This window comes from Burkholderia sp. AU30198, assembly GCF_020419825.1.
Lineage (GTDB): Bacteria > Pseudomonadota > Gammaproteobacteria > Burkholderiales > Burkholderiaceae > Burkholderia.
Genome location: NZ_JAIZSA010000021.1, coordinates 24,412 through 47,894, shown reverse-complemented (window position 1 = coordinate 47,894; position 23,483 = coordinate 24,412). Strand labels below are relative to the sequence as shown.

The following is a 23,483-nucleotide window of genomic DNA, read 5'->3' as shown; positions in this document are numbered from 1 at the left end:
CGCCGCGCGCGCGGCGTACCGCGTCGACGAACGCATCGGGGTGCGTTCGTCCCCGCAGACGAATTGAACAACACGAAATCATGGCAATCGAAATTCGCGCCTACGAGGCATCCGACCTGCACACGCTGTCGGCCATCTGGTTCGACGCATCGCTGCTTGCGCATCCGTTTCTCGGCGAGGCGCGGCTGCGCGAGCAGCGCACGCTGATCGAACAGGTTTATCTACCGACGGCGGAAACCTGGGTCGCGTGCCGGGCCGGCGAACCGGTCGGCTTCATCGGCCTGCTCGACGCGTCGATCGGCGGCTTGTTCGTCGCGCCGGCGATGCAGGGCCACGGGATCGGCCGCGCGCTGGTCGAGCATGCGCTCGCGCGCAAGGGCACGCTCGAGCTCGAGGTGTACGCCGACAATCGCGATGCCCATGCGTTCTATGCGCGGCTCGGCTTCGACGAAATTTCGCGGCGCGACGAGGACGACGAAGGCTTGCCGTTCGCGAACATCCTGATGCGCGCCACGCGCTGAGCGTGCGGGTACGTGCCTGCCGCGTGCCGCGCGGCACGGAATCCGCCGTGAGGAGGTTCCGGTGCGTTGGCGTGTGCTGCGCTCAGTCCGGTGCCGCTTCGCGCCCGGCAGCCACCCACTCGCGCACGGCCTCGACGAACAGCCGCAGCGCCGCCGGCGGATGCCGGTTCGCCGGATAGTAGAGGCACAGCGCGCCGAAATCCTGGCTCCATTCCGGCAAGACCTGCACGAGCCGCCCGGCGGCGACGTGATCGGCCACGCGCGACTCCGTCACCCATGCGATGCCGATACCGGCCAGCGCGGCCTCGATCATCAGCACCTGGTTGCCGAGCGTCATCGGCCCGTCGACATCCACGCTGACGCGCTTGCCCTTGCGGATCAGATCCCATCGATAGAGCGCGCCGCTTTCGAACCGGTAGCGGATGCACCGGTGCTGCACGAGATCCTGCGGACGCGCCGGTGGTGCGTGCCGCGACAGGTAGTCGGGCGACGCCACCGCGACGAAGCGGATCGTGTCGCCGAACTTCACGGCGATCATGTCGCGCGGTACGTCTTCGTGCACCCGGATGCCGGCGTCGAAGCCGTGCTCGACGATGTCGATCAGCCGCGAATCGGTGACGAACTCGACGTGGATGTCCGGATAGCGGGCGACGAACGCGGGCAGCACATGCCGGATCAGCGGGCGCGCCGCCGCTTCCGATGCGCTGATCCGGATCTGGCCGGACGGGCGGTTGCGGGCGGTGGCCGCGTCGTTCAATGCATCCTCGAGATCGGCCACCGCGGGCCGCACGCGCAGCAGCAACTGCTCGCCGGCCTCCGTCAGCGCGACGGAGCGCGTGGTGCGGTTGAACAGGCGCACGCCAAGCCGCGCTTCGAGGTGGCGCACCGCATGGCTCAGCGCCGACGGCGACACACCCAGGATGCGCGCCGCGCCGCTGAAGCTGCGCTGCTCCGCGATCGTGATGAAGGTCGTCAGTTCGCCGATGCCGGTGCGGAGCATTTGTGAATTTTCCTCAGTAACGCATGAAAGGCTACGCCGATTGTTGAGCAGTATCCATCAACCTACACTGGCTTCCTCGGCATTTCGTCGAACCTTTTCATCTTCAGCAGGAGAGCGTCATGCAAAAGCGCATGCTTGGTAAGAGCGGCCTCGAAGTCTCGTCAATCGGGCTCGGCTGCATGGGATTGAGTTACGGCTACGGCCCCGCCACCGACAAGGCGAGCGGCATCGCATTGATCCGCGCCGCGTTCGAGCGCGGCGTGACGTTCTTCGACACGGCGGAAGCGTATGGCCCGTTCGTCAACGAGGAACTGGTCGGCGAGGCGGTCGCGCCGTTTCGCGACCAGGTCGTGATCGCCACCAAGTTCGGTTTCGAGGACGGCCAGCCGATGAAGGGCGTCGACAGCCGGCCGTCACATATCCGCGACGTGGCCGACGCGGCGTTGAAGCGGCTGAAGGTCGAACGCATCGACCTGTTCTACCAGCATCGCGTCGATCCGAATGTACCGATCGAGGATGTAGCCGGCACGGTCAGGGACCTGATCCGCGAAGGCAAGGTCGCGCACTTCGGGCTGTCGGAAGCCGGTGAGCAGACGATTCGCCGCGCGCACGCGGTGCAGCCGGTTGCCGCGCTGCAAAGCGAGTATTCGCTGTGGTGGCGCGAGCCGGAGGCGCGGATCCTGCCGACGCTCGAGGAGCTCGGGATCGGCTTCGTGCCGTTCAGCCCGCTCGGCAAAGGCTTTCTGACCGGCGCGATCGATGCGAACACGACGTTCGCGGAGAACGATTTCCGCAATGTCGTGCCGCGCTTCTCGGAGGACAACCGCAAGGCGAACGCGGGCCTCGTCGACCTGCTCGGCCGGATCGCGACCGACAAGGGCGCGACGCGCGCGCAGATCGCACTGGCTTGGCTGCTGGCCCGCCAGCCGTGGATCGTGCCGATTCCGGGCACGACGAAGCTGCACCGGCTCGACGAGAACGTGGGCGCGGCGGAAGTCGTGCTGACGGACGACGATCTCGCCGCGATCGAGACGGCGCTGCAGCAGATCAGGATCGTCGGCGAACGCTATCCCGCGCACTTCCAGCAGCGTATCGATCGCTGAGCGGGCCTCCGGCGGCCGGTCGGGCACGAATTGATCAGGGGAATCAGGGACAATCTTCACGTCGTCTTAAGTTTGTGTTTCCTAGAATCGATTTGAACGTCGCTCTTCCTGCGACGGACCGATTCGTCCAGGAGGATGCGCATGCCGAAGCAACGTGTCGCCGTAACCCTGTTCCACGAAGCCATCGGCACGTCGAGGCCGACCGCGCAACCGCTCGAGGGCTGCCCATGATGTGGCCGAACGCGTGGCGTGTCTCGGCACTGTTCGTGCGCGAGTGGGTCGGCCGTCCGGCCGCGGTGGGCGCGTTGTGCCCGAGTTCGCGGCAGCTGGCGCGCGAGATGGCCGACGCGGTGCCGGACGGCGACGGGCTGGTAGTCGAGCTCGGCGGCGGCACCGGCGCGATCACCGCGGCGTTGCTCGAACGCGGCGTCGCGCCACGGCGCCTCGTCGTGGTCGAGCGTTCGCCGGCGTTCGTCCAGCATCTGCGGCGGCGCTTTCCGGGTATCTCGATCGTGTCGGGCGACGCGCGGCAGCTCGAGCGGCTGCTGCCGCCCGATGCGCGCGTCGACGCGATCGTGTCGTGCCTGCCGCTGCGCACGCTGCCGCGTCAGGACGTGACGGCCATCGTCGACCAGTGCCATCGCGTGCTGTCGGCCGATGGCGTGATGATTCAGTTCACGTACGACCTGCGGCCGCCCGGCCGTCATCCGCTGGGCGATTCGGCATTTGTTGCCTGCGGCAGCCGGATCGTCTGGGCAAACATTCCGCCCGCGCGCATCGTGACCGTGCGCGGCATCACCGCCGAACACGCGGAATGACGCCGCCGCGCGGGGCGCCCGACCGTGGCGCCTCGCCGTTTCCTTTCATCAATCCTTCTAACCCTTCCAATTAGCATTCATATTGCCGTCACATCAGGTTCCTACCATCGCCTTTCATTTCGAAAGCAACAATGGCGGGGGGAACCGGCAACATGAATCGAATCAAACTGGCGGCGCTGCTGTGTGCGGGCGCCTTTGCACTGGCCGGATGCGGCAGCGACGACGGCCCGACCAGCAGCACGTCGCCCGCGCCCGTGCAGGCGGCCGCGCGCAACGTAATCTTTTTCCTCGGCGACGGCATGGGGATCACGACGATGACGGCCGCGCGCATCTATGCGGTCGGTGAAGACGGCGCGCTGACGATCGACACGCTGCCCGAAACCGCGTTCGTGAAGACTTATTCCAACGATGCGCAGGTGACGGACAGCGCGCCGTCGATGTCGGCGTACATGACCGGCGTGAAGACCAACAACGAAGTGATTTCGATGTCGCCCGACACGAAGGCGATCGAGCCGACCGCGAGCCTCACCGGCAACTGCGGCGCGAACAACGGCAAATCGGCAACGACGCTGCTCGAGATCGCGAAAGCGCAGGGGCTGGCCACCGGTGTCGTGACGACCACGCGCGTCACGCATGCGACGCCGGCCGCGACGTATGCGCACGTGTGCCATCGCGACGCCGAGAACGACATCGCCGCGCAGCTCGTGCCGGGCGGCGCGGGCTACAACGGTGCGCTGGGCGACGGCGTCGACGTCGTGCTCGGCGGCGGCACGCAATTCTTCGTGCCGAAGGACGGCGGCGGCAAGCGCACCGACGGGCGCAACCTGGTCAACGAGCTGAAGGCGAAGGGCTATGCGTTCGCGCAGAACCGCGACGACCTGCTGGCCGCGGATGCGACGAAGGGCGGCAAGCTGGTCGGCCTGTTCTCGTCGAGCCACATGAGCTACGACCTCGATCGCGGCGCGACCAAGGAGCCGAGCCTCACCGACATGGCGACGCGCGCGCTCGACGTGCTGCAGAAGAACCCGAACGGCTATTTCCTGATGGTCGAGGGCGGCCGGATCGATCACGCGCTGCACGACACCAATGCGAAGCGCGCGCTGCAGGACACGGTGGCGTTCGACAACGCGATCAAGGCAACGATCGACAAGGTGCGCAAGACCGATCCCGACCTGAAGAACACGCTGATCGTCGTCACGGCCGACCACGACCACACGCTGGTGCTGAACGGCTATGCGGCGCGCACCGGCAAGACCGAGGCGGGCAAGCCCGGTGTGCTGGGCGTGCTGCGCAGCTACCAGACGGGTGCGGTCGCGAAGGACGCGGACGGCGCGCCGTACACGATCATCGGCTTCGGCAACGGCGAGAACCGCGTGCAGGGCAGCCGCGCGGGCACCGCGCTCACCGATGCGGTGACGGGCGCCGACGATTATCGCCAGGAGGCGGTCGTGCGGATGGACAAGGGCAACGAGACGCACGGCGGCACCGATGTGTTCCTCGGTGCGATCGGCCGCGGCGCGGATGCGTTCCACGGCGTGATCGAGAACAACAAGGTGTTCGAGCTGGTGCGCAACGCGGTGCAGCTGTGAGCGCCGACCATACGGGTACAGGGGAATACAGGATGTCGACCATCAAGTGCATCGCGGCGGCGCTGGCCGTCGCGGGTTTCGCGTGCGGCGCGGCGCAGGCCGCCGGCCAGGCGAAGAACGTGATTTTCTTTCTCGGCGACGGCATGGGGCCGACGACCGTGACGGCGAGCCGGATCTACAAGGTCGGTGAGTCGGGGCAACTGACGATGGAGAAGCTGGCCCGCACCGCGCGCGTCAAGACCTTCTCGAACGACGCGCAGACGACCGACAGCGCGCCGTCGATGGCCGCGTACATGACCGGCGTGAAGATGAACAACGAAGTGCTGTCGATGTCGTCCGACACGCGTGCGGTTGCGCCGGGCAACGACGCCAACGGCAACAAGACCGTCAACAACTGCGCGCCGGGCAACGGCCAGCCGGTCGCGACGCTGCTGGAACTCGCGAAGGCACGCGGCAAGGCGGTCGGCTCGATCACGACGACCGAACTCACGCACGCGACGCCGGCCGCGACCTACTCGCACATCTGCCATCGCGATGCGCAGTACGACATCGCCGCGCAGGCGGCGCCGGGCGGCGCGGGCTACAACGCGGCGTTGGGCGACGGCGTCGACGTGCTGATGGGCGGCGGCCGCAATCACTGGACGCCGTTCGATCCGGTGGCCAACAAGCGCGGCCGCGCGGACGGGCGCAACCTGCTCAACGAGATGAAGGCGAAGGGCTACACCGTCGTCGCGACCAAGGACCAGCTCGCGCAGGCCGGCAACGGCAAGCTGATCGGCCTGTTCAGTTCGACGAGCCATCTCGAATACGAACTCGATCGCGCGGCCGGCAAGGGCGAAGGGCCGTCGCAACCGAGCCTCGCCGAGATGACGTCGAAGGCGATCGACGTGCTGTCGAAGAATTCGAACGGCTACTTCCTGATGGTCGAGGGCGGCCGGATCGATCACGCGCTGCACGGCACCAACGCGAAGCGCGCGCTCGAAGACACGGTGGCATTCGACGAAGCGATCCGCGTCGCGCTGTCGAAGGTCGACCTGTCGAACACGCTGATCGTCGTGACGGCCGACCACGACCACACGATGACGATCAACGGCTATTCGAAGCGCGGCAACCCGATTCTCGACATCAGCCGCAACTATCGCGACGGCCAGCCGAGCAAGGACGCCGACGGCAATACCTACACGACGCTGGTGTTCGGCAACGGCGCGAACCGGCCGAACGTGCGCGCGTCGGTCGATTCGGCCACGGCGACGAACGAGGCGTATCTGCAGGAAGTCGGCGTGCGGATGGGCAGCGCGGGCTCGGAGACGCACGGCGGCGGCGACGTGATGCTGTTCGCCGACGGCGCGGACGCGAAGGCGTTCAAGGGCACGATCGACAACACGAAGGTGTTCGGTCTCGTGCGCTCGGCGTTCGGTTTCTGATCCGTTGACTTCATGAGGAACGGGAACGCCCGATGAAACGTCAGCTTCTCTGTGCGCTCGCTTGCGGGTGGGTTGCGCTACCGGCCCTTGCAGCGGCCGATTTCGACGCCGTGCTGCTGCACGAGAGCCGCACGGTGTCGGCCGACGGCGTGACACGCACGACGCTGTATCGCGAACGGATGGTGCGGCGCGACGGGCACGTGTGGGTCGAGCGTGTGCTGCCCGTCGCGGTGGCGGGTAGCCACGACGACGATCACGACCATGACCACGACGCGGGCGGCGCACGTGAGAAACCGCCGCGCGCCGGCGTGCAGCCGGCCGCCGCGCATGCCGGCCACAAGCACTTCAACTTCCAGGCGGCCGCGCGGCACGTGACGTCCGACGGCAAGACGACGCGCATCGAGTATGTGGATGCGGCGAACCGGACGGTCGTCAGCGTGCCGCCGGCCGAGTACGAAACCACGGGCTTCGACGGCTCGTGGGACAACGCGTACTACGTCACGCCGCCGTCGCAGTTGAAGCGGCTCGCGGTGGCGAAGCGTGGCGACGCGCCCGGCACGCGCTGGTACGAGCAGGCGGTCGACACGCCCGGCGCGCGCGGCGTGAACCGGATCCTGTGGAGCGAGAAGTGGCAGGCGCCGCTGTCGGTCGAGTACCGGAGCGCCGACGGCCGCGTCGTGCGCAAGCTGACGCTCACGCCGACGCCGGCCGCACGGCGGGAGACGTTGCCGTGGCAGACGCTCGCCAGCTATACGCGCAAGGAATACGCGGATTATCTCGACTGATCGACGATTTCGACCATCTGTACGCGGGACTTGCGGTCAGGCCGGCCGGTATCGTCAAGCGATACGGCCGGGCCCTGGCCGATTTTTTATTTCTTCTCGTGGCGCCGCGGCAGCGATCGCCGATGCGGGCTAGGAGCGCGCGCCGTCCGGCACGCGCGCGGAAGGCCGCGACGCGACCCGCTTGATGAAGCGGTCGAGCGGTGTCGCATAGCCACGCCCGATCGCCGCGCTCAGCGCCGCCGACAACGCCAGATACGCGATCAGCAACAGCAGCTTCGTGTCGCCATGCGTGGCCGACGGCGGCCAGAACGTGCGCAGCCCGCCGAGCACGATCAGGTGGAACAGGTACAGCTCGTAGCTCAGCTTGCCGGCCCGGCACAACGGCGCAAGCAGGCGGCCCTGCACGCGTTCGCCATTGACGTGCGCGCCGATCAGCAGCACGGCCGTGCCGAGCGCCATCGCGGTGACGCCGGCGACGTGGCTTTCCGCGATCGGCCAGGCCAGATAGAGCGCGGCCATCGCCGCCGCGACGGGCCACTGCACGAGGGGCGCGGCCAGCCGCTGCCAGCTTGCGCGCTCGGCCAGCAGCGCGGTGCAACAGCCGATCGCGATCCCGTCGAACGACGCGAAGTACGCATAGAGGAACCCGCCTTCTTCGCCGGCGTGCGTGAAGCGGTACATGGGCCCGATCGCGGCGATGACCACCCAGAACGCGACCAGCCGCGCGTCACGGCGCAACGCGACGCACAGCAGCGGGAACGACAGGTAGAACACCTCTTCGACCGACAGCGACCACAGCACGCCGAGCGCGTAGTTGACCCACCCGTATGCGCCGATCAGCACGTTCATCCAGAACGTCAGCGATGCGAGGTTCACGAGCCAGAACGACACGGCGATGCCCTCCGGCGCATGGTTCTGGAAGATCGGCACGCCGGCCGCCGCGAGCCCGTTGACGAGCGCGAGCAGCAGGAGCAGGCACGGGACGATGCGCGCGACGCGCGACACGTAGAACGCGCGCAGGTCGACCGCGCCGAGGTGGCCCCAGCGGCGCCGCGCATTCGACGTGATCAGGTAGCCGGAGATCACGAAGAACATCGTCACGCCGTAGTTGCCGTTGCGTGCCACCGCGTGCACCGCATCCCAGCCGACCATGCGCGCAAGCGACGTGTCGCGCAGCGAGTAAGGAATGTTGAAGTGATGCAGCAGGACCAGCAGGATCGACACACCGCGCAGCAGGTCGATCCGCGCGTTGCGCGGGCCGGCGCTCATTGCGGCCTGCCCGCTTCGGCGAGGGCAGGCAGCGCGTCGAGGAACGCGTCGCGCGAGCGCATACCGGCTCCCGGCTGCTGCTGGTGGTCGTCCTGGATCAGGTTCGCGAACACCAGCGTGCGCGGCCCCTTGGTCGCCCAGCCGACGAACCATCCATACGCATGCTTGCCGTCGTACTTGAGGCCCGGCGAGCCGGTGCCCGTCTTGCCGTGCACGATCCAGCCGCCCGGCTGCGCGTCGAGCAGCGTGATGCGTTCGGTCATGTCGTACGCGTGCGCGCTGACGGGCAGCGTGCGGTTCACGATCTTCCGCATGAAGCCGACCTGTTCGAGCGGCGAGATCTGCAGCGACGAGTTGGCCCACGCACCCATCACGCCGCTCAGCTCGCCCTGCTTGCTGGTGACGTCCGCGTTGCCATAGCCGAATGCGTTCGTGTATTGCTGGAAGCGTGCCTGACCGAGTGCCTGCGCGACCTGCTCCGAATACCAGAAGATCGACAGCTTCATCCAGCGCGCCGGATCGGTCGGCTCGCGCCATGGCGCGCCGCCCCAGTCGGGGTAGCCGGCGTGGAAGTCGAGCGTTGGCGTGTGCTCGTTCTTCAGGACGCCGGCGTCGTAGCCCATCAGGCTGATCGCCACCTTGAACGTCGACGCCGACGTCACGCGCTTTGCGCAGTCGCCTTGCTGCACGAGCACCTGGCCGGTGGCGGCGTCGGCGACGACGGTGCAGATCGGGCGGGCTTGGGAAGACGCGGCGGCCAGAAGGCCGGCGGCGAAGGTGAACAGCGCGCGGCGCCAGTGTTTCAAGTGACACTCCTCGGGGATGTGCGACCTGCGCGCGGTGCGGGCGGAAGGCGGCAGGTCGTGCGCAATGAAGGCGACGGCCGGCATCGAGGATCGAATGGATGGCGTCCGTTGCGAAGGTGCACAGTGTATCGACGGATGGCCGTCCGTTGACCTGTCACGGTTGACGGGGCGCGCGCGTTTTCTAACGGGGCTTGCCGCATCGACCCTGTCACGCACGGCCGCGCCCATGAAAAAGCCCGCCGGCAGGCTTGCGCTTGCGGGCGGGCAAAGACATTTCGGGCCGACCGGCGCGGGTGTCGCGTGAAGAACGGCGAACCGGGTTGCGTCAGAACTTGTGGCGCAGCGCGACGCGCACGGCGACCTGGTTCGACGTCGACGTCGATGACGGCGCGTCGGTACCGGGGATGAATGCGTTGTCGAGGATCGAGTTCGTCTTGTCGCCGGCGATGTGCTGGTACGTGGCCTGCGAGTAAACGTCGGTGCGCTTCGACAGGTTGTAGTCGGGCACCGGCCTGGCCGAATGGATCTTCGGCTTCGCATTGCAGGTCGACGCGTCGTACTTGTCGAGCGACAGCACGTACGGCCAGAGGGATCCGAAAAAAGCGTCAATGGCCGCTAGATGGCGCCGTAGACAACCGGGGCGCCCCCGAGCGGCAGGTCGATGCCGATGTCACTCATTCCTGCTTCCTCACGTCGACTCGGTGCCGACCGTCGCGGTCCATTCGGCAGGCGAGCGACCCATGAAAAACTGGTTTCGCCACGTCGCAATGCCAAGATTGACCGAGCGGACGCTCATCACGTTGACGCGATCCTGTTTTCGCAGCCAGGCCGACGCGGAAAGCGCTGCGTGCGCGACAGCGGTCGCCCCGGCCTTGTTCAGCAGTGTCGGTGTGCTCGCGAGCACGGTGATGGTGGCGATCGCTTCCGGCGTCTGGCCCGCCGGACCGCTCACCCGCATGTTGCTGATCCAGACGCCGCTCTGGATCACGCCCGGAACGGTGGATGCCGCACGCTGGATCTGACGGATATCGGCCATGCGATCGTCATCGATCAACCGCGTTGTCGCAAAACGACTGCCGGCGAACATAAGCAGGCCAAGGACGGCCAGGATCACCCAGTGCTTCCGGCCAACCGGCGCGGCATGCTCGACGGGGGCCGCGACACGCACGACCCGGCTGGCGGTGAGCAGATCCTGGACGGACTGCCGGCTCGGCAGGTTGAAAACCAGCAGATACAGCAATGCCAGGCACCAGAAGAACACGACCGCGCCGTTTGCGGTGGCGAGCCATTCCATGCCCGGATCGCGAAGCGCGGGCAGGTCGATAAAGCCGATGCCGCCGAGTATCAGCGGAACGGCGATCAGCGCGTACCGTGCCCACGCGCGAACGTACCCGGGACCGGATTCGTCAGGGGCGGCGCTATCGGCAACACGGATCTTCATCACCCGCTTGCCGAGCGACTGGTGCCGATGCCCGCCCTCGAGCAGGCCAAAGTAGATGGAACCGATCAGGAAGCCGATCAGCCTTCCCCATTCGCCAATCGTCGAAAGCGCATCGAAGAACAGGATCGCGATCGCCAGCCCGATCAGCCCGAGCAGGATTGAATCGATCGAAAAGGCGGCGGTTCGTCGCCAGAAGCCGGCGGCGCCATGTGATTTTGGGTCTTCATTGCGCTCCATTGCCGTCGCCCTCGATGCGTTATGTTCGTCGAGCCGTTTGGGCTCTTTGCGGCGCGCGGCCGCAGGATTGGATAGGCCGATACCGATACGATCGTGACAGGCAGATCATATCGACCGGCTTGACGCAAAATTGCAAACTATTGTGAGCAATGCGCAAGCGCGAACGGGCTTCATGCCGCCTGCGGCTGATCGGCGATCGACCCGAACGCGGCGAGGCGTGCACTGCCCGACGGGCAGCGCAAGCGCGGCGAGCGTATCGGCCGGGCGCGGGATCGAGACGGGCCCCAGCGGACATGCAAGGCTGGAAACGATTGTCGGGGATATTCGTGCGGTCGTCGAACGCGTGTGTCCGGTTCGACGCGGTAGCCGCTGTCTCGCATGCGCGCCGCCCATTGGCGATGAACCATGAAAAAGCCCGCCGGCAGGCTTGCGCTTGCGGGCGGGCAAAGACACCTCGGGCCGACGGGCGCGGGTGTCGCGTGAAGAACGGAGAACCGAGGTGCGTCAGAACTTGTGGCGCAGCGCGACGCGCACGGCGACCTGGTTCGACGTCGACGACGGCGCGTCGGTACCGGGGATGAACGCGTTGTCGAGGATCGAGTTCGTCTTGTCGCCGGCGATGTGCTGGTATGCGGCTTGCACGTACACGTCGGTGCGCTTCGACAGGTTGTAGTCGGCCATCAGCCCGGCCGAATGGATCTTCGGCTTCGCGTTGCCGGTCGACGCGTCGTACTTCTCGAGCGACAGCACGTACTGTGCGCCGACCATGAACGCCGGCGTGATCTGGTACGAGCCGTTCAGCTCGAAGTTCTGGTACTTGATCGCACTGACCGTCGCGCCCGGTGCAATGATCGCGCCCGGGTTGCCGAGGTAGCCGTTGCCGGTCGGGTTCTTGTAGTTCGAGTTCGTGTACGCGAAGCCGACCGTCGCCTGGCCGAACGTGTAGTTGATGCCCGCGCCGAACACGCGCATGCGCTCGGCGATGTAGCTCGCGTCGTTCGCGGTGATCGCGCCGGCCGAGCCGTCGCCCGGGTGGTTCGCCTGCAGGTACGCGGCGCCGATCAGCAGGCCGTTGTTCTGGTACTGCGCGCCGAAGCTGTACGCGCGGTTGTCCGAGAAGTTCGTGCTGTTGCTGAAGCTGTACGCGCCGCCGAACTGGAAGCCGCCGAAGTTCGGGCTCGCGTACTTCACCGTGTTGTCGAGTCGGAACGAGTTGTCGGTGTTGTCGTTGTCGAACGGGTGCGCGAGCAGGTAGCCGCCCCAGTTGCCGTTCGCCGTGGTTGGCGCGAGATAGTCGACGACGGAGTCGTACTGGCGGCCGAACGTCAGCGTGCCGTACTGCGTCTGGCTCAGGCCGACGTACGCCTGGCGGCCGAACATGCGGCCGCCCTGGTTGAGCCGGCCGGTGTTCACGTCGAAGCCGTTTTCGAGCTGGAAGATCGCCTTCATGCCGCCGCCAAGATCCTCGCTGCCCTTCAGGCCCCAGCGGCTGCCCTGCGCGTAGCCGCTCGCCATTTCGTAGACGTGTCCGGTGCCGACGTTGTTCGTGTAGTTCAGACCTTCGTCGATCACGCCGTACAGCGTGACGCTGCTTTGCGCGAACACGGGGGCTGCGAAGGTTGCCGTTACGGCGAGCGCCGTCAGGGTCTTTTTCATTGAGAGATCTCCGGGATATCCAGCTTGTATCGGTTGTCGTGAGCGCGTCCGGCGAGGCGCGCCCCGTCATCCGGGGCGACCCGGTGCAGCGCGTACGGCGCCGGGTCGCGCTAGGCGCGGCGGCGCGGCGACCGGCAGCGTCGGGTCGTGTCTCCTCCGATGACTCCGCGCATTCTTCCCAAGCCGAAAAGGAATCGAAAGCGAGTAATTTCGATGGATGGGATCGGGTTCGCCAATGGGGGCGCGACAGGCCGTTTCGACAGCCGAAACGGGGTGCGCGGCGCGGCGGCTCGACGCCGGTCGCGCAACGGCCGAACGGGGGGCGACACAGCGCGCGCGGGGCCGTGCGGGGGCTCGCGATGTCGGCCGAGAGGCCCGTCCGGCGGGCCTGACAGGGTGCGCAGGGATCGATTGGCGCCGCCGATTGCAATGATCGGAATTACTCGTTTCCCTAAACATATTGGCGGCTGAAACATGCAGACTGACCGGACGTGACTGGATTCGCGATTCGCCGGTCGCCGCGCATGCCGCGACGCACAAACAACAGATTCGATTTGGAGACGACCCACCATGCAGATTCGACGACTGAAAACGGTCCTTCTCGCCGCCGCGGCGATCCTGTCCGCGCCCGCGGCCCACGCGGCCGGCGGCGCGTGTGCCGACGGCAAGACGGTCCATTTCGCGGGCATCACGTGGGAGAGCGGGTCGTTCGCGACGGAAGTGCTGCGTCAGATCATGGAGAAGGGCTACGGCTGCAAGACGGACGTCGTGCCGGGCAGCACGGCCGCCACCGAAACGGCGCTCGCGCGCAACGACCTGCAGATCTGGGCCGAGCAGTGGACGGGTCGCAGCGAGATCACCGCGAAGGCCGTGTCGTCGGGCGCCGTGAAGCTGATCGGCGACACGCTGCCGGGCGGCACGACGGAAGGCTGGTTCGTGCCCGACTACGTGGTGAAGGGCGATCCGGCGCGCAATATCAAGCCGGTCGCGCCGGGGCTCGTGTCGGTCGACGATCTGCCGAAGTACAAGCAGGTGTTCGCCGACGAGGAGGAACCGGACAAGGGCCGCTTCCTGAACTGCCCGACGGGCTGGGACTGCGAGCGCGTGAACACGCGCCTCTTGCGCGTGCTGAAGCTCGACCAGTCGTACACGAATTTCCACCCGGGCACCGGTGCGGCGCTCGACGCGGCGATCGCGTCCGCGTACCAGCGCGGCGCGCCGATCGTGTTCTATTACTGGGGCCCGGCCGCGCTGATGGCGAAATACAAGTTCACCGCGCTGAAGATGCCGGCCTATAACGAAGCATGCTGGAAGACGTTGCGCGACGAGAGCAGCACGCACCAGTGCGCGTCGTCGTACATGGTGTCGCGGCTGACGGTCGGCGTGTCGAAGCCGTTCGCCGATGCGAACCCCGATCTCGTCGGTGTATTCGGCAAGGTGCGTTTTCCGATGGACTTCCTGAACCAGACGATCCTCGAGATGACGACGAAGAAGATCGATGGCGCGGCGATGGCCACGCAGTTCCTGAAGACCCGCCAGGACATGTGGAAGCAGTGGGTGCCGGCCGACGTCGCGCAGAAGATCGCAGGCAGCCTGAAGGGCGCGTAACCAGCGCGCGGCGGCGGGCTCGCGCCTGCCGCCGCCGTCACGCGCCTTCGCGGCGCGACGGAGAACGGACATGAACGGCTTCTTTCTGCACCTGTCGATCGCCGACTGGGTGAACAGCGCGCTCGAGACATTCGTCGCGCAATACGGCGACAGCTTCCATCATTTCAGCATACTGGTGCTGCGCTACCTGCTCGTGCCGCTCGAAGGCGCGCTGCGTGTCGCACCGCCGTGGCTCGTGCTGTTGGTCGTCGGCGCGATCGCGTGGAATGCGACGCGCCGCATCGGCCTCGGCGTGCTCTTCATGCTGCTGCTCTACGCGATCGGCTGCTTCGGCCTGTGGGACAAGCTGATGCAGACGCTCGCGCTGATGCTCGTCGCGACGGTGCTGTCGGTCGCGATCGGCGTGCCGCTCGGCATCCTTGCGTCGCGCAGCGCGTGGCTGCGCCGGATGCTGCTGCCCGTGCTCGACGTGATGCAGACGCTGCCGAGCTTCGTGTACCTGATCCCGGTGCTGATGCTGTTCGGGCTCGGCAAGGTGCCCGCGATCCTCGCGACGATCATCTACGCGCTGCCGCCGCTGATCCGCCTGACCGATCTCGGCATCCGCCAGGTCGATCCGGACGTGACGGAAGCCGCGCGTGCGTTCGGTACGACGCGCTGGCAACTGCTCGTCAACGTGCAGTTGCCGCTCGCGCGGCCGAGCATCATGGCCGGTATCAACCAGACGACGATGATGGCGCTGTCGATGGTCGTGATCGCGTCGATGATCGGCTCGCGCGGGCTCGGCGAGGACGTGCTAGCGGGCATCCAGACGCTCGACGTCGGCAAGGGCACGCAGGCCGGCCTCGCGATCGTGATCCTCGCGATCGTGATCGACCGGATCAGCCAGGGCTTCGGCCAGGAGCGGCGCGCCCGGCGGCGGCTCGCGCAGCAGCGCCGGCAGAAGGGCGCGTCGCGCGTGCCGTACCGGCTGCCGCGCAAGGCGTCGTCGGCGGGCGTCGATTCGAATCAGGCGACGCAGTCGTCGCGTGCATAGGAACGGAGACATACATGGCGACCATCGACGTCAAACACGTGTACAAGCTGTTCGGGCCGCAGGCCGCGCATGCGCGCGTGCTCGACCTGCTGCGCGCGGGCAAGCGCAAGGCCGACGTGCTGGCCGAAACGGGCTGCAACGTCGGGCTCAACGACGTGAGCCTCGGCATCGAGTCGGGCGAGATCTTCGTGATCATGGGGCTGTCGGGCTCCGGAAAATCGACGCTCGTGCGGCACTTCAACCGGCTGATCGAGCCCACGGCCGGCGAGATCGTGATCGACGGCAGCGACGTGATCAAGCTCGACGCGCACGGGCTGCGCGAGCTGCGCCGCTTCAAGGTCAGCATGGTGTTCCAGAACTTCGGGCTGCTCCCGCACCAGACCGTGCTCGACAACGCCGCGTATGCGCTGCGCACGCGCGGCGAGAAGCGGCATGACGCGGCCGAGGCCGCGCGCAACTGGCTGACGAAGGTCGGGCTCGACGGCTATGGTGATCATTATCCGGACGAGCTGTCGGGCGGGATGCGGCAGCGTGTCGGGCTGGCGCGTGCGCTCGCGGCGGATACCGATGTGCTGCTGATGGACGAGGCGTTCTCCGCGCTCGATCCGCTGATCCGTACCGAAATGCAGGATCAGCTGCTCGAATTGCAGGCGACGCTGTCGAAGACGATCGTGTTCATCACGCACGATCTCGACGAAGCGCTGCGCATCGGCGACCGGATCGCGATTTTGCGCGACGGCACGCTCGTGCAGGTCGGGACGCCGGACGATATTCTGTCGCGGCCGGCGGATGAGTATGTGCGAAGGTTCGTGGAGAAGCGGTCGAGTGTGAATTGACGCGGGAAGCGACACGAAAAAGGGGGGCACAGGGTGCCGCCCTTTTTCGTTCATGCGGGCCGGGCCGATGTCAGGCCGGTGCGCGTATCGAATTCATAGGCGCCCACGTAGTCGAGCGAAGCGTTTTCCGGCGTCATGACGACGTTGGGCGAGTACGCGCCGATTGCACTGTCGGCGACGAGGTCGGCAGGAACGGCATGTACCCATGCCGATACCCAGGAAGCGCCACGCAGCAATTGCTGGACGGGAACGGGATCGCCGCGATGAATGGCCTCGATGCATCCCGGTTCGTAGCCGCGCAGCCCGACTTCCGTCATGAACGCCGAAGGAATACCGTCGCCGTCCTCGGTGTACCGCTCGTCGATGAACGAGCGCATCTCCGCGAACGAGCGGAATCGGCCGCTGGAAATGAACAGGTGAACGGTAACGATCATCGGTGGCCTCGTCGGGCGTGAGGTGGTGGGCGGGGAGCGCCGGCGCACGCGCACGATGATACGCGCGTGCGCGATGCCGGGCACCTCTCTGCACGACCGTCTCGCCCCGCAACACATTCGCCGGAATCAGGTCAGTGCCCTTCCTTCGAGACTGGCATCGCCGGCGCGTTGACGCTGTCTGACGTGATGTCGGGGACCACTGGTGGCATCGACGGTCAGCGAGCCCGGACCGGCGCAAAGCGGCATTACTGGCCGCTGCCGGCCACGGTCGACTCGATGACGGTCATGTCGAGATGTCGCACGCCATACGGGCCGACCAGTTCGTTGACGCGAACGACGCCCGACGCCGCACCGTCGGGAAGGTCGAGGTCGCGATTGCAGACGAGCGCAGGTGAGCCGAGGCCGGGGTCGGCGAAGGTGATGCGGTATCCGCAGCCTTTCGTCTGGTGGGCGCCCGGCACGAACGCGGCGTCGAAGGACTGCGGCGAATGCGAGGTTGCCCTGACCAGCAGCAGGAGCGAGAACTGGCCGGATATCATGCCGAGCCCGCCGCACATGAAAGCGGCGATCAGCAGATCCCTGATCGAGCTCTTCGTTCTGAGATCGCGCGAGAAATGCACCCCGAGCAGCGCAAAGGCGATGATGGACGCCATGCGAATGCGGTTTGCGCCGGGCCAGTCGCCGACCGTGCAGTGCCACGTCAGTGGCAGCGTAACGAACCCCACCAGCATCGGCACCAGGACTATGGCGGGGAAGGCAAGCGCGTGCGCTCGCGTGATGTATTTCTTCGGGGTTTGCGGGGTGGCCATCGGAACCGGAGCCTGCTGCATCTGATCGGAATGTTCCGCGCATTATGACCGACCGGCGGCCCATGGCCAGGTGTGGCTACGGCTCGATCGATCCATACCGCGGATAGCGCCCGCTTCCGTAATTGTCAGGTGTCCTGCATTTCTGGTAGCTCTGCATCAGCCGGAACGCAGCCTTCTCCCGATCCGTCTCGTCGCCTTCCTGAAGCCAGAGCGCATGGCTTTTCTCCGCGAGCACGACGAGCAGGCGCCGCCTGGCGGCCGACAACGCCGAACGATCCAGCAGGTCGCAGACGAGATTGGCCGTGACCACGCCGAACAACCTGTGGTGCTCATGGCAGTCGCTGGAGGCGAGCAGGTGCATCGCTTCGGCGAAGGCCGTTTCTGCTTCCGCCACCGATCGCTGCAGCGTGATCGCGGGGAGCGCAAGCGCCGTGATGTAGACGCGATCGTCGGCGTCGAACCTGTCGAGTGACGCATTCGCGTCCTCCAGTCGCTCGAGTACCGCATGCTGGCGGTCGATGCGCCGGAGCGAGTCGGCTGGTGCATCCTCGTGCGCGTCTACGAGTTGGTCGAGATAGCCCATTCCCGCCTGCCAGTCGCCGAGATGCTCGCCGAAGACGTGCGTCGCGAGCGCCGCCAGTTCGACGAGATCCTGCGCATCCATCGGGAACGCAAGCCGCTCCCGCAAGCGCGCGGCAACCGCGGTCGGCTGCTTCGTATGGTCGTGCCAGTCCCGTAACAGCGACTCGCGTAATTGCTCGTCGTGCTCCTGCGTCGTCTCCATGCGTTCCTCCGTTCGGTTGCTCGAATGGTAGGAGCGGGATTGGCGTGTGTACAGTGCAGGTTTGGCAGATATATGATGCATCCGATGCAAATCTGCGAGGAGCGCGGCATTGAACCGGATCGACCTGAACCTGCTGCTGGCGCTGAAAGCGTTGATCGACGAGGAAAGCGTGTCCGGCGCGGCACGCAGTCTTGATCTGAGCCCGTCAGCGATGAGCCGGACCCTTGCCCGTGTCCAGGACGCGATCGGCGACAAGGTGCTGGTGCGCGCGGGAAAGGGCATGGTGGCGACCGAAACGGCGCGGCGGTTGAAGGAGCCGCTCGACCGCATCCTGCAGGATGTGGAGCTGTTGCTCGGCGCACAGCACCGGTCGATCGACGCGCAGCGCGTGTTCAACATCAGCGCGAACGACGGGTTCATCGATTCGTTCGCGGTACCCATCATCGCGCACGCGCACGATGCATGGCCGCATGCAAGGCTGCGCTTCCTGCCGAAGCACGAGAAGACCGTGGCGCGCCTTCGCAGCGGGGAAGTCGATATCGAAATCGGCGTGGTCGGCGAGACGGGGCCGGAGATCATGATCCGCAAGCTGTTCGACGACCGCATGGTCGGCGTGCTGCGAAAGGGCCATCGGCTGGCGCGGCGCCGGATGACGCTCGATGCTTATCTGTCCGTGCCGCACATCAGCGTGTCGCGCCAGGGGCGCTTTCACGGGCCGATCGACGATGCACTGAGCGAGCAGGGGCGCGAGCGCAACGTCATCGCGGTGGTGCCGAACTTCAAGTCAGGCATCGAGCTCGCCCAGCGCTCGGACTGGATCGCTCACGTGCCCGAGAAGCACACCGCCCAGGCCCGGCAGGACGTCGTGACGTTCGACCTGCCGGTCGCGACCCCCGCGCTCGCGATCTCGATCATGTGGCATCCGCGCTTCGAACGCGACGCGGTGCATGCCGGGCTGCGGGACCTGATCGTGAACGTGTGCAGACAGGTCGTGGACGCCACGAACCGCTGATGTTTGGCGGTAGCGACCGTCGAACCTGCCGGGACCGCGTCACTGTACGACGGTCTCCCGTTGCGTCGATTGCACGCCGGCCATCTCCGCCGTCAACGCATCCGCCAGAATCAGATCCGCGCCTTTCTCCGCGACCATCATCGTCGGCGCGTTGATGTTGCCCGACGTGATGTTCGGGAACACCGACGCATCGACGATCCGCAGCGCCTGCAGCCCATGCACGCGCAGCGATGCATCGACCACCGACGTCGCCGCGTCGGGCCCCATCGCGCACGAGCCGCACAGGTGGTAGATCGAACCGGACTGCTCGCGGAAATACTGCAGCATCGCCTCGTCGGAATCGACCTGCGGCCCCGGCGAGATTTCCTCGACTGTCATCGATTTCAGCGCGGGCGCACGCATCAGCGCACGAATCACCTTGCTGCCCTGCACGGCTTCATCGAGATCCTTCTGCGTGGTCAGTGCGTTGATGTGGATCTTCGCGGCCTCTTCCGCGCGGTTCGACGCGATCTCGATCGCGCCGCGACTCGTCGGCCGGCACGGGTTGAACGCGATCAGGAAGCCGGAATAAGGCTCGGGCTTGATGCTCGCGCGATCGCTCTTCGGGATCCGGTACGACAGCGGGTTGAAGTACAGCTGGAGGTTCGGCTCCGGTGCGCCGTCCGTGCCGCGGAAGAAGCCGCCGGCCTGGTTCACGCTCATCGCGAGCGGGCCGCGCTTCGTCAGCAGGTAGCGCAAGCCGATCTTCATCTTGCCGATGAGCGTACCCATCTCGTCGTTCAGCGTCGGCCGGTTCGCCTTGAAGTAGAAGCTCACGCACAGGTGATCCTGCAGGTTGCGGCCGACGGCCGGCAGCGCATGCACGAGCGGCACGCGGTGGCGCGCGAGCAGCGCCGGATCGCCGACGCCCGACAGTTGCAGCAGCTTCGGCGTATCGACCGCGCCGGCCGCGAGGATCACCTCGCGCGCGGCGACGAGCGTCTCGTCGCCGTGCTCGCCCGCGACGACCACACCGGTCGCGCGCATGCCATCGAACGTCACGCGCCGCACGAGCACGCCCGAGCGCAGCGTGAGGTTCGCACGGCCCAGTGCGGGACGCAGGTACGCGAAGCTGCTGGAGCAGCGTTCGCCGTGCTTCGTGTTCAGGTCGTAGATGCCCGCGCCTTCGAACTGCGCGCCGTTGAAATCATCGGTACGCGGCAGGTTCAGTTGGCTGCAACCCTTCAGGAACTCGTGGACGATCGGATGCACGTCGGCCTTCATCGACGTGATGTGGATCGGCCCGGTCGAACCGTGATGCTGCGGATCGGTCGCGCCGGCCGCGTGGGTTTCGAGCTTGCGGAAGTAGGGCAGCACGTCGTCGTACGCCCAGCCCGGATTGCCGGCTTTCGCCCAGTCGTCATAGTCGCTGCGCTGGCCGCGCACGTAGACCATCGCGTTGATCGAGCCCGACCCGCCGACCACCTTGCCGCGCGGGCAGTACAGCTTGCGGTCGGCGAGCTGCGCCTCGGGCTCGCTGTAGTACATCCAGTTGTAGCGGCGGTTGTAGTAGGTCTTCGTGAAGCCGACCGGCACCTTGAACCAGAACGACGCGTCGCGCTCGCCCGCTTCGAGCAGCAGCACCGAGTGCCGGCCCGCTTCGCTCAGGCGGTTCGCGAGGATGCAGCCGGCCGAGCCCGCGCCGACGATGATGTAGTCGTAGCTCATGTCTGTCCTTTGCGCTCAGCCCTTCGCGGGGGCGAGATCCTTCACGTCGACGGGGTGTTCGCCCATCTGCAGGTGCAGCCGTTCGCCGGTGTACGGCGTGTGGCGCTTCACGACGTCCATGTCGAGCTCGATGCCGAGGCCCGGCTCGTTCGACGGGATGATGTAGCCGTCTTCCCAGCGGATCGGCGTCTTCACGACCTCCGCGTGGAAACCGCCCCACGTCATGATGCTTTCCTGGATCAGGAAGTTCGGCGTGCAGGTCGCGAGCTGGATGCTCGCGGCCGCACCCACCGGGCCGTTGTACAGGTGCGGCGCGATCTGCGCGTAGTGCACTTCAGCGAGCGTCGCGATCTTCTTCGCTTCGAGCAGGCCGCCCACGCGCGCGACGTTCAGTTGCAGGATCGACGCGCCACCGGCTTGCAGCAGCTTGTGGAATTCGTACTTGGTCGTCAGGCGCTCGCCGGTCGCGATCGGAATCGACGTGTGCTTCGCGACTTGCGCGATCGCTTCTTCCTGGCCGGGGGGAACCGGCTCCTCGAACCACAGCGGGTCGTATTTCTCGAGCCGCTTTGCGAGCCGGATTGCCGACGACGGCACCATCTGCCCGTGCGTGCCGAACAGCAGGTCGGCCTTGCTGCCGACGGCTTCGCGCACTTTTCGGCAGAACGTCTCGCAGCGGTCGAGCACTTCGAGCGAGAGCTGGTGGCCCGAGTAGGCCGTGTACGGGCCGGCCGGATCGAACTTGACGGCCGTGAAGCCGAGCTTCACGTTCTCGGCCGCACATTCGGCGGCGAGGTCGGGGTCGTCGTAGTCGTATTCGCCCTTCGCGTTCTTCGGGTACAGGTACGTGTACGAGCGCAGCCGCTCGTGGATCTTCCCGCCGAGCAGTTCATACACGGGCTTGCCGGCGGCCTTGCCGATGATGTCCCAGCACGCCATTTCGAGGCCGCTGACCACGCCCATCATCGTCAGGTCCGGACGCTGCGTGAAGCCGCTCGAATAGGCCTGGCGGAACAGCCGTTCGACGTGATGCGGGTCGCGGTTCAGCAGGTGGCGTTCGAACACGTCGTCGATGATCGGGGCCATCGCCTTCGGGCCGAACGTCGCCGAGTAGATCTCGCCGACGCCTTCGATGCCGTCGTCGGTCTTCAGCTTCACGAAGATCCAGTACATCCCGCCGACATGCGGCGGCGGCACGGCGACGATATGGGTTTCGAGCGAGACGATCTTCATGCGGACTCCTGGATACGGTTGAGGCGGTATTTGAGGATGGCGGCGGCGCCCGCGCCGCACAGCGCGATGGCCGCGATGTAGCCGAAATAGAGCTGGTAGCCGTGCGCGCCCGGGTAGGCCTGCGTCACGTAGCCGTTGATCAGCGGCACAAACACGTCGGGTGAATAGCCGAGCACCGAGATCAGGCCGATCGCGAGGCCCGCGCAATGCGTCGGCACCTTGCAGTCGTCGAGCAGCGACCAGTACAGGCCGCGGATCGCGTAAGTGAGGATGCCGATGAACAGCACGAGCACGACGAGCATCGCCTGCGGGCTGTGTGCCGGTGCCGCGATCAGCCCGACGAGCGACAGTGCGGCGAGCGTGAGCGCCCAGAACAGCACGGACACCTTCGACACGCGATCGCCGAGGAAGCCGCCGCCGATGCCGCCGACCGGGCGCATCCACAGCTTGAGCGTCGTGATGAAGCCGGCCGCCGTTGCGCTGAGCCCGAAATTGCCTTCGTGCAGGTACGCGGAGAAGCTGTAGGTCGCCCAGAACACCTGGTAGCCGCAGAACACGATCGCGGCGACGAGCCACAGCTCGGGGATCGACGCGAGTGTCTTCAGGTCGGTCAGCACGTTGCCTCGGCGGTCGCTACCGTTGCGGCGCTGTTGCGCGGCCGTGCGATCGCTCGCGTGCGACGGATCCTTCACCAGCGCGAGCAGCACGCCGAGCGCGATGCAGACGAACGCGTACAGGTGCACGACGAGCCGGAAGCCGGCTGCATCGGTGCCGCCGTGTGCCTGCGTCACGTACGCGAACAGCGTGATCGCGATCGTTGCGAGCAGCGCCTCGACGAGCCCGCGGCCGCCGTCGAGCAGGCCGAAGAAGCGACCCTGTTCGTCGGGGCCCGCGATCATGTTCACGCGCTTGATCACGGCGGCCCAGAACGTGAGGCCGGTGGTCAGCCCCCAGCCGCCGAAGATCAGCACCAGCGTGTCGAACGACGGCCCGGTCGCGTAGACGAGCCCGAGCGCGCCGGTGGCGAGCAGCGAGAAGCAGATCAGCCAGCGCGGCGACAGGCGGTCGGCGAGCCAGCCGCTCGGCAAATAGCTGATCAGGAAGATCGTGCCGAGCGACGAATACAGGTAGCCGAGCTGCACGTCGTCGATACGGAAGAACTGCAGCATCGTCGGCTGGTACACCTGCCGCAGATACAGCATCGGGTAGATCGCGCCCGCGGCAATCACGAGCAGAAGCAGTTGCAGGTAGCGTTGCGTGCGCGAGCTTTGCGACGCATGTGCGTCGTCGTGCAACGCGAGCGACGCGGCGGGCGTCGACGGTTGGGTCGGCATGATGTCTTCCTCCATCAGGCGTCCTTGATGCGGAGGCCTGC

At 66.5% G+C, this 23,483-nt stretch carries 21 protein-coding genes and 1 pseudogene; 10 read left to right on the top strand and 12 right to left on the bottom strand.

Annotated elements, in window-relative coordinates:
• Window positions 1-80 precede the first annotated feature (80 nt).
• Entirely contained in the window at window positions 81-521 is a 441-nt protein-coding gene (locus LGN19_RS33320) for a GNAT family N-acetyltransferase (protein ID WP_122948628.1), read from the top strand.
• 82 nt (window positions 522-603) lie between these two features.
• Here the strand turns inward: LGN19_RS33320 and LGN19_RS33315 are convergent, their stop codons facing one another.
• Window positions 604-1,521 (bottom strand): LysR family transcriptional regulator, encoded by a 918-nt coding sequence (locus tag LGN19_RS33315; RefSeq protein WP_226219490.1) that lies wholly within the window; start codon window positions 1,519-1,521, stop codon window positions 604-606.
• A 119-nt stretch (window positions 1,522-1,640) separates the two neighbouring features.
• Between LGN19_RS33315 and LGN19_RS33310 the strand changes: the two genes are divergently transcribed.
• The 5 genes from LGN19_RS33310 (at window position 1,641) to LGN19_RS33290 (ending at window position 7,240) form a co-directional block, all read left to right on the top strand.
• Complete coding sequence (locus LGN19_RS33310) at window positions 1,641-2,624, top strand: aldo/keto reductase (RefSeq protein ID WP_226219488.1); 984 nt, start codon at window positions 1,641-1,643, stop codon at window positions 2,622-2,624.
• Between the two features lie 227 nt (window positions 2,625-2,851).
• Window positions 2,852-3,442 carry a class I SAM-dependent methyltransferase gene (locus tag LGN19_RS33305; protein ID WP_122948631.1) on the top strand — a complete coding sequence of 197 codons (591 nt, stop codon included), beginning with the start codon at window positions 2,852-2,854 and terminating at the stop codon, window positions 3,440-3,442.
• A gap of 152 nt (window positions 3,443-3,594) precedes the next feature.
• Window positions 3,595-5,031: an alkaline phosphatase gene (locus tag LGN19_RS33300; RefSeq protein ID WP_122948632.1), complete on the top strand. Its 1,437-nt coding sequence runs from the start codon at window positions 3,595-3,597 to the stop codon at window positions 5,029-5,031.
• Between the two features lie 32 nt (window positions 5,032-5,063).
• Window positions 5,064-6,455 (top strand): alkaline phosphatase, encoded by a 1,392-nt coding sequence (locus LGN19_RS33295; protein ID WP_122948633.1) that lies wholly within the window; start codon window positions 5,064-5,066, stop codon window positions 6,453-6,455.
• Window positions 6,456-6,487: 32 nt separating this feature from the next.
• Window positions 6,488-7,240 carry a hypothetical protein gene (locus LGN19_RS33290; RefSeq protein ID WP_174956753.1) on the top strand — a complete coding sequence of 251 codons (753 nt, stop codon included), beginning with the start codon at window positions 6,488-6,490 and terminating at the stop codon, window positions 7,238-7,240.
• Window positions 7,241-7,369: 129 nt separating this feature from the next.
• Here LGN19_RS33290 and LGN19_RS33285 read toward each other — a convergent pair whose 3' ends face one another.
• From LGN19_RS33285 to LGN19_RS33265, 5 genes and pseudogenes are all read right to left on the bottom strand, one after another.
• A complete protein-coding gene (locus LGN19_RS33285) occupies window positions 7,370-8,509 on the bottom strand; it encodes an acyltransferase family protein (RefSeq protein ID WP_226219486.1) in 1,140 nt (379 codons plus the stop codon).
• Window positions 8,506-9,315: an OXA-1043 family class D beta-lactamase gene (gene blaOXA, locus LGN19_RS33280; RefSeq protein WP_226219485.1), complete on the bottom strand. Its 810-nt coding sequence runs from the start codon at window positions 9,313-9,315 to the stop codon at window positions 8,506-8,508. Before blaOXA ends, LGN19_RS33285 begins: the two co-directional genes overlap by 4 nt.
• Before the next feature lie 325 nt (window positions 9,316-9,640).
• A pseudogene (locus LGN19_RS33275) lies at window positions 9,641-9,895 on the bottom strand (porin); the annotation flags it as partial.
• Window positions 9,896-10,003: 108 nt separating this feature from the next.
• Window positions 10,004-10,993, bottom strand: a complete 990-nt coding sequence (locus LGN19_RS33270) for an RDD family protein (protein WP_226219483.1) — start codon at window positions 10,991-10,993, stop codon at window positions 10,004-10,006.
• Between the two features lie 504 nt (window positions 10,994-11,497).
• Entirely contained in the window at window positions 11,498-12,649 is a 1,152-nt protein-coding gene (locus LGN19_RS33265) for a porin (RefSeq protein WP_226219482.1), read from the bottom strand.
• A gap of 570 nt (window positions 12,650-13,219) precedes the next feature.
• Between LGN19_RS33265 and LGN19_RS33260 the strand changes: the two genes are divergently transcribed.
• The 3 genes from LGN19_RS33260 (at window position 13,220) to LGN19_RS33250 (ending at window position 16,129) form a co-directional block, all read left to right on the top strand.
• Window positions 13,220-14,257 (top strand): ABC transporter substrate-binding protein, encoded by a 1,038-nt coding sequence (locus LGN19_RS33260; RefSeq protein ID WP_011356435.1) that lies wholly within the window; start codon window positions 13,220-13,222, stop codon window positions 14,255-14,257.
• Between the two features lie 70 nt (window positions 14,258-14,327).
• Complete coding sequence (locus LGN19_RS33255; RefSeq protein WP_226219480.1) at window positions 14,328-15,293, top strand: ABC transporter permease; 966 nt, start codon at window positions 14,328-14,330, stop codon at window positions 15,291-15,293.
• Between the two features lie 14 nt (window positions 15,294-15,307).
• Window positions 15,308-16,129 carry a quaternary amine ABC transporter ATP-binding protein gene (locus LGN19_RS33250; protein ID WP_226219479.1) on the top strand — a complete coding sequence of 274 codons (822 nt, stop codon included), beginning with the start codon at window positions 15,308-15,310 and terminating at the stop codon, window positions 16,127-16,129.
• Window positions 16,130-16,179: 50 nt separating this feature from the next.
• Here the strand turns inward: LGN19_RS33250 and LGN19_RS33245 are convergent, their stop codons facing one another.
• The 3 genes from LGN19_RS33245 to LGN19_RS33235 all read right to left on the bottom strand — a co-directional run bounded on the left by LGN19_RS33245 (window position 16,180) and on the right by LGN19_RS33235 (window position 18,156).
• The gene (locus LGN19_RS33245; protein WP_226219477.1) at window positions 16,180-16,647 is read right to left on the bottom strand and encodes an immunity 22 family protein; all 468 of its coding nucleotides are present in this window, start codon (window positions 16,645-16,647) and stop codon (window positions 16,180-16,182) included.
• A 161-nt stretch (window positions 16,648-16,808) separates the two neighbouring features.
• Entirely contained in the window at window positions 16,809-17,372 is a 564-nt protein-coding gene (locus tag LGN19_RS33240) for a hypothetical protein (RefSeq protein ID WP_226219475.1), read from the bottom strand.
• 76 nt (window positions 17,373-17,448) lie between these two features.
• Complete coding sequence (locus tag LGN19_RS33235) at window positions 17,449-18,156, bottom strand: hypothetical protein (RefSeq protein WP_226219474.1); 708 nt, start codon at window positions 18,154-18,156, stop codon at window positions 17,449-17,451.
• A gap of 109 nt (window positions 18,157-18,265) precedes the next feature.
• On the opposite strand from LGN19_RS33235, the gene LGN19_RS33230 reads away from it, so the two are divergent.
• Window positions 18,266-19,168, top strand: a complete 903-nt coding sequence (locus LGN19_RS33230) for a LysR substrate-binding domain-containing protein (protein WP_122948644.1) — start codon at window positions 18,266-18,268, stop codon at window positions 19,166-19,168.
• Between the two features lie 39 nt (window positions 19,169-19,207).
• Here LGN19_RS33230 and LGN19_RS33225 read toward each other — a convergent pair whose 3' ends face one another.
• The 3 genes from LGN19_RS33225 to LGN19_RS33215 are packed head-to-tail and all read right to left on the bottom strand — an operon-like array spanning window position 19,208 to window position 23,442.
• Window positions 19,208-20,875 (bottom strand): GMC family oxidoreductase, encoded by a 1,668-nt coding sequence (locus LGN19_RS33225; RefSeq protein ID WP_226219472.1) that lies wholly within the window; start codon window positions 20,873-20,875, stop codon window positions 19,208-19,210.
• 15 nt (window positions 20,876-20,890) lie between these two features.
• Window positions 20,891-22,108, bottom strand: coding sequence for a mandelate racemase/muconate lactonizing enzyme family protein (locus LGN19_RS33220; RefSeq protein WP_174914157.1), 1,218 nt, complete (start codon window positions 22,106-22,108; stop codon window positions 20,891-20,893).
• Window positions 22,105-23,442 carry an MFS transporter gene (locus tag LGN19_RS33215; protein WP_175218995.1) on the bottom strand — a complete coding sequence of 446 codons (1,338 nt, stop codon included), beginning with the start codon at window positions 23,440-23,442 and terminating at the stop codon, window positions 22,105-22,107. Before LGN19_RS33215 ends, LGN19_RS33220 begins: the two co-directional genes overlap by 4 nt.
• Between the last annotated feature and the right edge of the window lie 41 nt (window positions 23,443-23,483).

Bases quoted from the DNA above. Each gene is read 5' to 3' on its own strand.
- LGN19_RS33290 (WP_174956753.1), top strand. From the start codon at position 6,488: ATGAAACGTCAGCTTCTCTGTGCGCTCGCTTGCGGGTGGGTTGCGCTA.
- LGN19_RS33215 (WP_175218995.1), bottom strand. From the start codon at position 23,442: ATGCCGACCCAACCGTCGACGCCCGCCGCGTCGCTCGCGTTGCACGAC.
- LGN19_RS33320 (WP_122948628.1), top strand. From the start codon at position 81: ATGGCAATCGAAATTCGCGCCTACGAGGCATCCGACCTGCACACGCTG.
- LGN19_RS33300 (WP_122948632.1), top strand. From the start codon at position 3,595: ATGAATCGAATCAAACTGGCGGCGCTGCTGTGTGCGGGCGCCTTTGCA.
- LGN19_RS33250 (WP_226219479.1), top strand. From the start codon at position 15,308: ATGGCGACCATCGACGTCAAACACGTGTACAAGCTGTTCGGGCCGCAG.
- LGN19_RS33305 (WP_122948631.1), top strand. From the start codon at position 2,852: ATGATGTGGCCGAACGCGTGGCGTGTCTCGGCACTGTTCGTGCGCGAG.
- LGN19_RS33225 (WP_226219472.1), bottom strand. From the start codon at position 20,875: ATGAGCTACGACTACATCATCGTCGGCGCGGGCTCGGCCGGCTGCATC.
- LGN19_RS33315 (WP_226219490.1), bottom strand. From the start codon at position 1,521: ATGCTCCGCACCGGCATCGGCGAACTGACGACCTTCATCACGATCGCG.
- LGN19_RS33295 (WP_122948633.1), top strand. From the start codon at position 5,064: ATGTCGACCATCAAGTGCATCGCGGCGGCGCTGGCCGTCGCGGGTTTC.
- LGN19_RS33235 (WP_226219474.1), bottom strand. From the start codon at position 18,156: ATGGAGACGACGCAGGAGCACGACGAGCAATTACGCGAGTCGCTGTTA.
- LGN19_RS33310 (WP_226219488.1), top strand. From the start codon at position 1,641: ATGCAAAAGCGCATGCTTGGTAAGAGCGGCCTCGAAGTCTCGTCAATC.
- LGN19_RS33270 (WP_226219483.1), bottom strand. From the start codon at position 10,993: ATGGAGCGCAATGAAGACCCAAAATCACATGGCGCCGCCGGCTTCTGG.
- LGN19_RS33285 (WP_226219486.1), bottom strand. From the start codon at position 8,509: ATGAGCGCCGGCCCGCGCAACGCGCGGATCGACCTGCTGCGCGGTGTG.
- LGN19_RS33265 (WP_226219482.1), bottom strand. From the start codon at position 12,649: ATGAAAAAGACCCTGACGGCGCTCGCCGTAACGGCAACCTTCGCAGCC.
- LGN19_RS33255 (WP_226219480.1), top strand. From the start codon at position 14,328: ATGAACGGCTTCTTTCTGCACCTGTCGATCGCCGACTGGGTGAACAGC.
- LGN19_RS33220 (WP_174914157.1), bottom strand. From the start codon at position 22,108: ATGAAGATCGTCTCGCTCGAAACCCATATCGTCGCCGTGCCGCCGCCG.
- LGN19_RS33260 (WP_011356435.1), top strand. From the start codon at position 13,220: ATGCAGATTCGACGACTGAAAACGGTCCTTCTCGCCGCCGCGGCGATC.
- LGN19_RS33240 (WP_226219475.1), bottom strand. From the start codon at position 17,372: ATGGCCACCCCGCAAACCCCGAAGAAATACATCACGCGAGCGCACGCG.